This is a genomic window from Kineococcus indalonis (assembly GCF_009906395.1).
GTDB classification, from domain to species: domain Bacteria; phylum Actinomycetota; class Actinomycetes; order Actinomycetales; family Kineococcaceae; genus Kineococcus; species Kineococcus indalonis.
This window is the reverse complement of the sequence record NZ_JAAALM010000063.1, coordinates 1-11,837: the sequence shown is the minus strand read 5'-3', so window position 1 is coordinate 11,837 and position 11,837 is coordinate 1. Positions and strand designations below refer to the sequence as shown.

The following is an 11,837-nucleotide window of genomic DNA, read 5'->3' as shown; positions in this document are numbered from 1 at the left end:
GCGGGTGGGCGGTGCCACCGGGAGGTGGCGCCTCAGGCGGTCAGCGGGGCCGCGTCGGCGCGGATCGGCGAGGGCAGGGCGGTGTCGCCCATGAGGTACTCGTCGACCGCGGCCGCGCACGCGCGGCCCTCCGCGATCGCCCACACGATGAGGGACTGCCCGCGGCCGGCGTCGCCGGCGACGAACACCCCCGGGGTGCCGCTGGCGTAGCCCGGCGTGCGGGTGAAGCGGGTGCGCGCGTCGGTGCCCAGTCCGAGCTGGCCCACCAGGTCGCCGTGCTCGGGACCGGAGAAGCCGATCGCCAGCAGCACCAGCTGCGCCGGGATGTCCTGCTCGGTGCCCTCCACCGGCGTCCACACGCCGTCGACCTTGCGCACCTCCACGACGCGCAGGGCCTTCACGCGCCCGTGCTCGTCGCCGACGAGGGCCTGCGTGGAGGCGGAGAAGCGCCGTTCGCCGCCCTCCTCGTGGGAGGAGGAGACGCTGAACACCTTCGGCATCGTCGGCCACGGCTCGTCCTCGGAGCGCTCGCCGGGGGCCTTGGGGTAGATGTCCAGCTGCGTCACCGAGCGGGCGCCCTGGCGCAGCGCGGTGCCGTAGCAGTCCGATCCGGTGTCGCCGCCGCCGATGACGACCACGTCGAGGCCGGCGGCGTCGACGTAGTGCTCCGGGCGCGGCTCGCCCACCGCGACGCGGTTGGTCGGCGGCAGGTACTCCATCGCCTGGTGCACCCCGGCCAGCTCGCGGCCGGGCAGCTGCACGTCGCGCCACTGGGTGGCCCCGGTGGCCACGACGACCGCGTCGTACCGGTCGCGCAGCTGCTCACCGGTGATGTCGGTGCCGATGCTGACGCCGGGGCGGAAGCGGGTGCCCTCGGCCTCCATCTGCGCCAGGCGCCGGTCCAGGACGGCGCGCTCCATCTTGAACTCGGGGATGCCGTAGCGCATCAGCCCGCCGATCTTGTCGTCGCGCTCGTACACGGCGACGGTGTGCCCGGCGCGGGTCAGCTGCTGGGCGGCGGCCAGGCCCGCGGGCCCGGAGCCGACCACGGCGACGGTCTTGCCGGTCAGGCGCTCCGGCGGGCGCGGCTCCAGCCCGCCCAGGCCGACCGCGTGCTCGGCGATCATCACCTCGACCTGCTTGATCGTCACCGGCGGCTGGTTGATGCCCAGCACGCACGCCGACTCGCACGGCGCCGGGCACAGCTTGCCGGTGAACTCCGGGAAGTTGTTCGTCGCGTGCAGCCGCTCGGAGGCCTGCGCGAAGTCGCCGCGGCTGACCAGGTCGTTCCACTCGGGGATGAGGTTCCCCAGCGGGCAGGCGTTGTGGCAGAACGGGATGCCGCAGTCCATGCAGCGCCCGGCCTGCCGCTTGAGCGCGTCGTCGCTCTGCTTCTCGTACACCTCGCGCCAGTCCATCAGGCGCAGCGGCACGGGGCGGCGGGGCGGGAGCTCGCGCTCGCGGACCTTCAGGAAACCCCGGGGATCAACCATGAGAAGCCTCCATGATGCGGGTCAGCACGGCGTCGGAGTCCGGCTCCAGACCGTCGCTGACGGCCTGGGCGCGGACCTGCAGGACGCGGCGGTAGTCCCGCGGGACGATCGTCGAGAAGCGCTGCCGCGCGGCCCCCCAGTCGGCGAGGAGCTTGGCGGCGACGGTGGAGTCGGTGTGCTCGCGGTGGGCGACGAGCAGGTCGTGCACGCGTGCGGCCGCCTCGTCGTCCATCGGCTCCACGTCGACCATGTCGCGGTTGACGCGGGACCCCTTGAGGTCGAGCACGTGGGCCAGGCCGCCGGACATGCCCGCGGCGACGTTGCGCCCGGTGCGGCCCAGCACGACGACCTCACCGCCGGTCATGTACTCCAGCGCGTGGTCGCCCACGCCCTCCACGACGGCGGTGGCGCCGGAGTTGCGCACGCAGAAGCGCTCCCCGACCTCACCGCGCAGGAACATCCGGCCCGCGGTGGCGCCGTAGCCGATGACGTTGCCGGCGACGATGTCGCGCTCGCGCGAGCCGGTGGCGCGGTCCGGGCGCACCACGACGGTGCCGCCGGACAGGCCCTTGCCCACGTAGTCGTTGGTGTCGCCGAACAGGCGCAGCGTGATGCCGCGCGGCAGGAAGGCGCCCAGCGACTGGCCGGCCGAGCCGGTCAGCGTGACGTCGATGGTGCCCTCGGGCAGCCCCGCCTCGCCCCACGCCTTGGTGACCTCGTGGCCCAGCAGGGTGCCGATGGTGCGGTTGACGTTGCGCACCGGCAGCTCCACCTGCACCGGCGTGCCGTCGCGCAGGGCCGCGCCGGCGCGCTCGATGAGGACGTGGTCCAGCGCCTTCTCCAGGGCGTGGTCCTGCGCCTGCGTCTGGTGCAGCGCGGAACCCTCCGGCGCGGTAGGCGCGTGCAGGATCGGCGCCAGGTCCAGGCCGGAGGCCTTCCAGTGCGCGACCGCGCGGCGGGTGTCGAGGACCTCCACGTGGCCCACGGCCTCCTCCAGGGACCGGAAGCCGAGCTGCGCGAGGTACTCGCGCACCTCCTGCGCCAGGTACTCGAAGAACGTCACCAGGTACTCGGCCTTGCCGTTGAACCGCGAGCGCAGCTCGGGGTTCTGGGTGGCCACGCCCACCGGGCAGGTGTCCAGCTGGCACACGCGCATCATGATGCAGCCGGAGACGACCAGCGGGGCGGTGGCGAAGCCGAACTCCTCGGCGCCCAGCAGGGCGGCGATGACGACGTCGCGGCCGGTCTTCAGCTGGCCGTCGACCTGCACGGAGATGCGGTCGCGCAGCCCGTTGACCACCAGGGTCTGCTGGGTCTCGGCCAGGCCGAGCTCCCAGGGGCCGCCGGCGTGCTTGAGGCTGGTCAGCGGCGCCGCGCCGGTGCCGCCGTCGTGCCCGGAGATGAGCACCACGTCGGCCTTGGCCTTGGACACGCCGGTGGCGACCGTGCCGACGCCCACCTCGGACACGAGCTTGACGTGCACCCGTGCCGCGGGGTTGGAGTTCTTCAGGTCGTGTATGAGCTGGGCGAGGTCCTCGATGGAGTAGATGTCGTGGTGCGGCGGCGGGGAGATGAGCCCGACGCCGGGCGTGGAGTGCCGGGTCTTGGCGATGTTCGGGTAGACCTTGTGCCCGGGCAGCTGCCCGCCCTCGCCGGGCTTGGCGCCCTGGGCGACCTTGATCTGCAGGTCGGTGGCGTGGGTGAGGTACATGCTGGTCACGCCGAAGCGGCCCGAGGCGATCTGCTTGATCGCGGAGTTGCGCACCGGGTCCAGCAGGCGCTCGACGTCCTCGCCGCCCTCGCCGGTGTTGGACTTCGCGCCCAGGCGGTTCATGGCCACGGCCAGGACCTCGTGGGCCTCCTGGCTGATGGAGCCGTAGCTCATCGCGCCGGTGGAGAACCTCTTGACGATCTCGCTGACCGGCTCGACCTCGTCGACGGGGACGGGCTCGCGCACGCCCTTCTTCAGCTGCAGCAGCCCGCGCAGGGTCATCAGCCGCTCGGCCTGCTCGTCCACCCGGGAGGTGTACTTGCGGAAGAGGGCCTCGTTGCGCTGGCGGGTGGAGTGCTGCAGCTGGAAGACGGTCTCGGGGTCGAACAGGTGCGGCTCGCCCTCGCGGCGCCACTGGTACTCCCCGCCCGTCTCCAGGCGGCGGTGGGCGCGCTCCTGCCCCTCCACGGGGTAGGCGATGCGGTGCCGGCGCGCGACCTCCTCGGCGAGCACGTCCAGGCCGACGCCGCCCAGGCGGGAGGTGGTGGCGGTGAAGTACTCGTCGACGAGGGTCTGCGACAGGCCCAGGGCCTCGAAGACCTGCGCGCCGCGGTAGGAGGCGACGGTGGAGATGCCCATCTTGGACATGACCTTCAGCACGCCCTTGCCCAGCGCCTTGATGAGGTTGCGCACCGCGGTCTGCGGGTCCACGCCGGTGATCACGCCGGTGCGGGCGAGGTCCTCGACGGTCTCCATCGCCAGGTACGGGTTGATGGCGGCGGCGCCGTAGCCGATGAGCAGCGCGACGTGGTGCACCTCGCGCACGTCGCCGGCCTCGACGACCAGGCCGACCTGGGTGCGCAGCTTCTGGCGCACCAGGTGGTGGTGCACCGCGCTGGTCAGCAGCAGCGAGGGGATCGGCGCCAGCTCGGCGGTGGAGTCGCGGTCGGACAGGACCACGAAGACCGCGCCGTCGGCGATGGCGCGCGAGACCTCCGCGCGGATCTCCTCGATGCGCCGGGCCAGCTCCGCGCCGCCGCCGGCGACGCGGTACAGGCCCTTGACGGTGTGGGTGGTGCGCCCGGGGTTCCGCCGGTCGCGGTCGATGTGGACGATCTTGGCGAGCTCGTCGTTGTCGATCACGGGGAAGGGCAGCACCAGCTGGTGGCAGTGCGCCGGGCTGGCGGCCAGGAAGTTCTTCTGCGGGCCGGCGATGGTGATCAGCGAGGTGACGAGCTCCTCGCGGATGGCGTCCAGCGGCGGGTTGGTGACCTGCGCGAAGAGCTGGGTGAAGTAGTCGAAGAGCAGCCGCGGGCGCTGCGAGAGGACCGCCAGGGGCGTGTCGGAGCCCATGGAGCCGATCGGCTCGGCGCCGGCGCGGGCCATCGGGGCGAGGATGAGGCGCAGCTCCTCCTCGGTGTACCCGAAGGTCTGCTGGCGCCGGGCCACCGAGGCGTGGGTGTGCACCACGTGCTCGCGCGGGGGCAGGTCGCCCAGGTGCACGACGTTCTTCAGCCACTCGGCGTACGGCTGGGCGGCGGCCAGCTCGGCCTTGATCTCCTCGTCGTCGACGATGCGCCCGCGGGCGGTGTCGACCAGGAACATCTTGCCGGGCGCGACGCGGCCGCGGGTGACGACCGAGGCGGGGTCCAGGTCCAGGACGCCGACCTCGCTGGCCAGGACGACCAGGCCGTCGTCGGTGACCCAGTACCGCGAGGGGCGCAGCCCGTTGCGGTCCAGGACGCAGCCGATGAGGGTGCCGTCGGTGAAGGTGAGGTTGGCCGGGCCGTCCCAGGGCTCGGAGAACATCGAGTGGAACTCGTAGAAGGCCCGGCGGGCCGGGTCCATCTCGGTGTTGTTCTCCCACGCCTCGGGGATCATCATCAGCACCGCGTGCGGCAGGGAGCGCCCGGCCAGGTGCAGCAGCTCCAGCACCTCGTCGAAGGAGGCGGAGTCCGAGCCCTCGGTGGCGCAGATGGGACCCAGGCGCTGCACGTCGCCGGGGATGAGCGGGGTGCTCATCGTCGACTCGCGCGCCGCGGTCCAGTTGCGGTTGCCCTTGACGGTGTTGATCTCGCCGTTGTGGGCGATGGTGCGGAAGGGGTGCGCCAGCGGCCACGACGGGAAGGTGTTCGTCGAGAAGCGCGAGTGGACCAGGCCCAGCTCGGTGGTGAAGCGCCGGTCGGACAGGTCCGGGAAGAAGGGCTCCAGCTGACCGGTGGTCAGCATGCCCTTGTAGACCATGGTGCGCGCCGACAGCGAGGGGAAGTACACGCCCAGGTCGCGCTCGGCGCGCTTGCGCAGCGGGTACACCCGCCGGTCCAGGTCGATGCCGCTCTCCCCCGCCCGCCCGGCCAGGAACAGCTGGGCGAAGTGGGGCATGCAGGCGCGCGCCTGCGCACCCACGAGGTCGGCGGTGACGGGCACGTCGCGCCAGCCGAGGACGAGCAGGCCCTCCTCCTCGGCGATGGCCTCGACGCGGGCCACGGCCTCGGCGCGCTCGGCGTGCTCGACGGGCAGGAAGGCGTTGCCGGCGGCGTAGGCGCCCTTGGCGGGCAGCTCGACGCCCTGCTCGGCCATGACGGCGCGCAGGAACTCGTCGGGGACCTGGGTGAGGATGCCCGCACCGTCGCCGGTGTTGGTCTCCGCGCCCACCGCGCCGCGGTGGTCGAGGTTGCGCAGGGCGGTCAGGGCGTGCTCGACGATGTCGTGGCCGGGCTCGCCGCGCATCGTGGCGACGAAGGCCACGCCGCAGGCGTCGTGCTCGTTGCTGCGCTCGTACAGCCCGGCGTCCGGGGGCAGCGCGGAGAAGGGCAGGGGACGGACGGCCCGCTCGGTGCGGGCGGCGTGCTGCGCGGTGGGCGCGAGGGGTTGCGACATGCGGTGCACCGTCCTCGGAGAGAGGTCCGGGAGGACCTCGATGGACAGGGGGTCTCTCGACGGGTCTCTTCGAGCGGGTCCCGGGCCGCCGGAGCGGTCTTCCCGGGCGGAGGTGGCGCGCCTGGTGGACGCGCACCCCCGAACGCGGGACGGCGCTGGCCCACGTTCACCTCACTGTAACGCCACGGACCTCGTGCTCATTCGCACGAGAGCGTCACCGGATCATCACGACGACGGGTGGTCGTGGTCCTTCGAGGTCGGCTGCGAGGAATCGGTCACGGTCTGTGCACCTGCCTGCGGCACGGCGTCACCGGAGGGAGGAGTGGCCACCGGGGACTGCGGTGAGGGTACCCGCTCCAGCGGCTCGTCCCGACCAGCCTCCCCCGCCCGCTCACCCCGGTGGCGGCGCCGGGAGAGCACCAGGGCGACCACCGCGGCCACGAGCACGACCGCGGCCACCCACTGGTTCACGCGCAGCCCGGCGACCACGTTGGCCTCGTCCACCCGCAGCGCCTCGGTGACCGAGCGGCCCGCGGTGTAGAGGGCCACGTACAGGAAGAAGGCCTGCCCGTGCCGCAGCCGCGCGCGCCGGTCGACCAGCACGATCAGCGCGGCGGACAGCAGGCACCACAGCGACTCGTACAGGAACGCGGGGTGGAAGGTGCCCAGCACCTCCGCCCGCCCGTCGGCGCCGGTGACGGCCCGCCCGGCGGCCTCGTCCCAGCGGTGGACCGTCAGCGCCCACGGCACGTCGGTGGCGCGCCCGTACAGCTCGTTGTTGAACCAGTTGCCCCAGCGGCCCAGCGCCTGCGCCACCAGCAGGCCCGGGGCGGCGGCGTCGGCGAAGGGCGCCAGGCGGTACCCGGCGCGCCGGCAGGCGATCCAGGCGCCCAGCACGCCGGCGGCCACCGCGCCCCAGATGCCCAGGCCGCCCTGCCACACGTACAGCGCGCGCACCGGCTCGCCGCCGGCGCCGAAGTACGCCTCCGGGGAGGTGAGCACGTGGTACAGCCGGGCGCCGACCACGCCCAGCGGCACGGCCCACACCGCCACGTCCAGCGGGAAGTCCGGCCGGCCGCCGCGGGCGCGCCAGCGGCGCGAGGTGATCCACAGGCCCACGACGATGCCGGCGAGGATGCACAGCGCGTACGCGCGCAGCGGCACCGGGCCCAGGTGCCACACGCCCTGCGTCGGGCTGGGCAGCGCGGCGGGCAGCGCCGCGGGCAGCGCCGCGGGCAGGGCCGCGGGCAGGGCGCTCACCGCGCTCACGACGCGGCGGCCGCGGCGACCTGCTGCTGCAGGTAGCCGGCCGGGTCGGCGCCGAGGAGCTGCTCGGTGTCCAGGGCGGTGGTCGCCCCGCCCTCGGGGGTGATCTGCACGGTGGGGGTGCCCGAGACGCCCGCGGCCCCCATGCCGTCCTGCACCCGGCGCACGTAGCCGGCGTACTCGTCGTCGTCCAGGGCCCGCTGCCAGCGGTCCAGGTCGGCGACCCCGGCCTCCCGGGCCGCCTCGCGCAGCTGCTCGTCGCTGTAGCCGTCGCCCTCCTCCTGCGGCTGGCGGGCGAAGACGGCCCGGGTGTACTCCGCGAAGCGGCCCTGCGCGTCGGCGGCCGCGGCGCCCTCGGCGGCGCGCGTGGAGGAGTCGTTGCGCAGGCTGTCGTCCAGGAAGCTCAGGGTGTGCACGACCACGCGCGCCCGCCCGGAGGCGGCCAGCTGCACGTAGGCGTCACCGGCGGCGGCCTCGAACCGCGCGCAGTACGGGCACTGGTAGTCCAGCCACACGTCCAGCGAGGGGGCACCGGCGGCCGGCTCGCCCGGCAGCACGTAGCCGCCGGCCCCCCCGGAGGCCGAGGGCGGGGTGGCGCCGGCGGTGGTGGTCGCGGCGTCGCGCTCGCGGGCGACGAGGACCACCACGACGGCCACCAGGGCGAGCACCGCGACGACGGCGACGCTGACCAGCAGCACGCGGCGGCTGCGCTCGCGGGCCAGCTCGCGCTGGCGCAGCGCGGCCGCCTTGGCGCGGCGCGCCTCGCGGGCGTCCTCGGCCAGGCCGGCGCGCGCGGGGTCGCCGCCGGGTCGCTTCTTGCTGCTCAACGCTGCTCTCCTCGCAGGCGCCCGGGCACGGGACCGGGCGGTCGGGTCTGCCGGCGCGGCGGTGGCCGCGCCGGCGGGTGCCGCTGGCGGACCGGTGCTGGACCGGCCCCGCCCGCTCAGGACCGGCGCACGCCCTCGGCCAGCCGCTCGGCCAGCTCGCCCACGGCCCGCGCGCCGGCGGCCGGGGAGTCCGCCTCCAGCAGGCGCGCGACGAACGCGGAGCCGACGATGACGCCGTCGGCGTAGCCGGCCACCTGCGCGGCCTGCTCGGGCGTGGACACCCCCAGGCCGACGCAGACGCGCTCGGCCCCGGCCGCGCGGGTGCGCTCCACCAGGCGGGCGGCGCCGGCGCCCACCGTGGTGCGCGCGCCCGTGACGCCCATCGTGGAGGCGGCGTAGACGAACCCGCGGCAGGCGGCCGCGGTGGAGGCCAGGCGCGCGTCGGTGGAGCTGGGCGCGACGAGGAAGACCCGCTCCAGGTCGTGCTCGTCGCTGGCCTCGAGCCAGGCGGCGGCCTCGTCGGGGATGAGGTCGGGCGTGATGAGCCCGGCCGCGCCCGCGGAGGCCAGGTCGGCGGCGAAGCGGGCCACGCCGTAGCGGTCCACCGGCGGCCAGTACGTCATCACCAGCACGGCCGCGCCGGTGGCGGCGACCTGCTCCACGGCGCGCAGCACGTCCGCGGGGCGGGTGCGCGCGCGCAGGGCCGCGTCCACGGCGCGCTGGATGGTGGGCCCGTCCATCGTCGGGTCCGAGTACGGCAGGCCCAGCTCGACGACGTCCGCGCCCCCGGCCACCGCCGCCTTCGCGGCCGCGACGCTGGCGTCGAGGTCGGGGAAGCCGACGGGCAGGTACGCCACCAGGGCCGAGCGGCCCTCGGCCCTCGCGCGGTCCACCGCCGCGGCGGAGGTGCCCGCCCGGGCGGCGCCCCGGCCCGCTCCGCTCACGTCCACGCTCGTGGTGCTCACCAGCCCGACCCCTCGGTGTCCTGCGGCGCGTCGGCGACGCGCTCGGCCTCCGACGCCACCAGGTCGGCGTCGCTGACGAGCCCGAACCAGCGGGCGGCGGTGTCCACGTCCTTGTCCCCGCGGCCGGAGAGGTTCACCAGCAGCACCGCCTCCGGGCCCAGCTCGCGGCCCACGCGCAGCGCCCCGGCCAGGGCGTGGGCGCTCTCGATGGCGGGGATGATGCCCTCGGTGCGGCACAGCAGCCGGAAGGCCTCCATGGCCTCGGCGTCGGTGACCGGGCGGTACTCGGCGCGCCCGGAGGCGCCCAGCCAGGAGTGCTCCGGGCCCACCCCGGGGTAGTCCAGGCCGGCGGAGATGGAGTGCGACTCCACCGTCTGCCCGTCCTCGTCCTGCAGCACGAACTGCCGCGCGCCCTGGAACACCCCCGGCGAGCCGCCGGTGATGGAGGCGGCGTGGCGGCCCGAGCCCACGCCCTCCCCGCCCGCCTCGAAGCCGAACAGGCGCACGGCCGGGTCGTCGAGGAAGGCGTGGAAGATGCCGATCGCGTTGGAGCCGCCGCCCACGCAGGCGCACACCGCGTCCGGCAGCCGGCCGGTCAGCTCGAGCACCTGGGCGCGCGCCTCCAGGCCGATGACCCGCTGGTGGTCGCGCACCAGCACCGGGAAGGGGTGCGGGCCGGCGACCGTGCCGAAGACGTAGTGGGTGGTGTCCACCGAGGCGACCCAGTCGCGGAAGGCCTCGTTGACGGCGTCCTTCAGGGTGCGGCTGCCGGCGGTGACGGGCACGACCTCAGCACCCAGCAGGCGCATGCGGGCGACGTTCAGCGCCTGGCGACGGGTGTCCTCCTCGCCCATGTACACCACGCACTCCAGGCCCATGAGGGCCGCGGCCGTGGCGGTGGCCACGCCGTGCTGCCCGGCGCCGGTCTCGGCGATGACGCGGCGCTTGCCCATCCGCCGGGTCAGCAGCGCCTGGCCGAGGACGTTGTTGATCTTGTGCGAGCCGGTGTGGTTGAGGTCCTCGCGCTTGAGCAGCACGGTGGCGCCGCCGGCGTGCTCGGCGAAGCGGGGCACGGGCGTGATGATGCTGGGCCGGCCGGAGTAGGTGCGGTGCAGCTCGGCCAGCTCGGCCAGGAACGACTCGTCGGCCATCGCGGCGGTGTGCGCCGCCTCGATCTCGTCGAGGGCGGCCACCAGGGCCTCGGGCACGAAGCGGCCGCCGAAGGCGCCGAAGTACGGGCCGCGCTCGGCCGACAGCGCGGCGGGCCCTGCGGGCTCCTCGCGCCGGGCGGTGGGGGCGCTCACGGGCGCACCGCCTGCACGGCCGGGTGGGCGCCGGCGGCCACGAGGTCGGCCACCGCGCGGCGCGGGTCGTCGCCGCGCACCAGGGTCTCGCCGACCAGGACCGCGTCGGCGCCGGCGCGGGCGAACTCCACGACGTCGTGCGGGCCGCGCACGCCGGACTCGGCGACCTTCACCACGCCGGCGGGGATCAGCGGCGCCAGCTGCGCGAAGGTGGAGTTGTCGACCTCGAGGGTCTTCAGGTTCCGGTTGTTGACGCCCACGACGCGGGCGTCGGCGGCCACGGCCCGCTCGACCTCCTCGGCGGTGTGCACCTCCACCAGGGCGGTCATGCCCAGGGAGTGGGTGCGCTCCACCAGGGAGACCAGGGCCTCCTGCTCCAGGGCGGCCACGATGAGCAGGACGACGTCGGCACCCCAGGCGCGCGCCTCCCACAGCTGGTAGGAGCCCACGACGAAGTCCTTGCGCAGCACCGGCACGTCCACCGCGCAGCGCACCGCGCGCAGGTCGGCCAGGCTGCCGCCGAAGCGGCGCTGCTCGGTGAGCACGCTGATGACGCTGGCACCGCCCAGCTCGTACTGGCGGGCCAGCTCGGCCGGGTCGGGGATGCCCGCCAGCTCGCCCTTGGAGGGGCTGGCGCGCTTGACCTCGGCGATCACCTTCACGCCGCGCTGCTCGCTGTCGCGCGGGCGCAGCAGCGCCGCGGCGTCCTTGGCGGGCACCTGCCGGTGCGCGCGCTCCTTCAGCTCCGCCAGCGAGGTGCTGGCCTGCCGCTGCTCCAGGTCCTCGCGGACGCCGGCGAGGATGTCGTCGAGGACGGTCACGCTTGGCAGGGTAGTCCCCGGCGGACACGCCCCGGCGCCGCCTCCACCGCCCGGGGCCGCGCGGCGGTGCGCGCGCGCACCCCGGGCGGCGCCTGAGCCGCACGCGCCGCCGCCCCGGCGGCCCGGCAGAGCGGTCCTCAGCGGCGCGAGCGGCCCACGCCCACGGGCCGGCCGTGGGAGTCCTTCACGCCGTGGCCGGCCTTGGCCAGGCCGTAGCTGACCACCAGCGAGGCCAGGATGATCGCGCCGCCGACGATGCCGGAGACCAGGTGGGTGAAGACCACCGCCAGGGACAGCACCAGGAAGCCGACCAGGCAGGTGGCCACCCCGGCCCAGGCGGCGAGGCTGTGACCGTGGCCGTGCTCCTCGGCGACGTCGCCGTGCGTGGACTCGGGCTGCTGGCTGGTCACGGTGGTGCTCCTCGGACGTCGTGGCGCTGGCGGCCCCACGGTACCCGGCCCGCCGCCGCGGCGGCGGGCCGGTGCGCGGCGCGGGGCCGGTGCGCTCGGGCCGGTGCGCTCGGGCCGGGCGCCTCAGCGGGTGGGGTCGTCCCCCCGCGTCAGGGAGTCC

Annotated in this window: 8 protein-coding genes; all 8 read right to left on the bottom strand. The window is 75.1% G+C overall.

Features of this window, described 5'->3' with window-relative positions:
• Positions 1–32: 32 nt before the first annotated feature.
• Positions 33–1,493, bottom strand: coding sequence for a glutamate synthase subunit beta (locus GTR00_RS05390; RefSeq protein WP_166610608.1), 1,461 nt, complete (start codon positions 1,491–1,493; stop codon positions 33–35).
• Positions 1,486–6,084 (bottom strand): glutamate synthase large subunit, encoded by a 4,599-nt coding sequence (gltB, locus tag GTR00_RS05385; RefSeq protein WP_166610607.1) that lies wholly within the window; start codon positions 6,082–6,084, stop codon positions 1,486–1,488. The genes GTR00_RS05390 and gltB overlap by 8 nt, the downstream gene beginning before the upstream one ends.
• A gap of 225 nt (positions 6,085–6,309) precedes the next feature.
• The gene (gene lgt / locus GTR00_RS05380; protein WP_323132231.1) at positions 6,310–7,344 is read right to left on the bottom strand and encodes a prolipoprotein diacylglyceryl transferase; all 1,035 of its coding nucleotides are present in this window, start codon (positions 7,342–7,344) and stop codon (positions 6,310–6,312) included.
• A gap of 5 nt (positions 7,345–7,349) precedes the next feature.
• Positions 7,350–8,177: a DsbA family protein gene (locus GTR00_RS05375; RefSeq protein WP_166610605.1), complete on the bottom strand. Its 828-nt coding sequence runs from the start codon at positions 8,175–8,177 to the stop codon at positions 7,350–7,352.
• A 116-nt stretch (positions 8,178–8,293) separates the two neighbouring features.
• A complete protein-coding gene (gene trpA / locus GTR00_RS05370) occupies positions 8,294–9,121 on the bottom strand; it encodes a tryptophan synthase subunit alpha (protein WP_407659611.1) in 828 nt (275 codons plus the stop codon).
• Positions 9,122–9,138: 17 nt separating this feature from the next.
• Entirely contained in the window at positions 9,139–10,446 is a 1,308-nt protein-coding gene (trpB, locus tag GTR00_RS05365) for a tryptophan synthase subunit beta (RefSeq protein ID WP_166610604.1), read from the bottom strand.
• The gene (trpC, locus tag GTR00_RS05360) at positions 10,443–11,267 is read right to left on the bottom strand and encodes an indole-3-glycerol phosphate synthase TrpC (RefSeq protein WP_166610603.1); all 825 of its coding nucleotides are present in this window, start codon (positions 11,265–11,267) and stop codon (positions 10,443–10,445) included. Before trpC ends, trpB begins: the two co-directional genes overlap by 4 nt.
• Positions 11,268–11,404: 137 nt before the next feature.
• Positions 11,405–11,677 carry an HGxxPAAW family protein gene (locus tag GTR00_RS05355; protein ID WP_166610602.1) on the bottom strand — a complete coding sequence of 91 codons (273 nt, stop codon included), beginning with the start codon at positions 11,675–11,677 and terminating at the stop codon, positions 11,405–11,407.
• Positions 11,678–11,837 lie beyond the last annotated feature (160 nt).

Bases quoted from the DNA above. Each gene is read 5' to 3' on its own strand.
- gltB (WP_166610607.1), bottom strand. From the start codon at position 6,084: ATGTCGCAACCCCTCGCGCCCACCGCGCAGCACGCCGCCCGCACCGAG.
- GTR00_RS05390 (WP_166610608.1), bottom strand. From the start codon at position 1,493: ATGGTTGATCCCCGGGGTTTCCTGAAGGTCCGCGAGCGCGAGCTCCCG.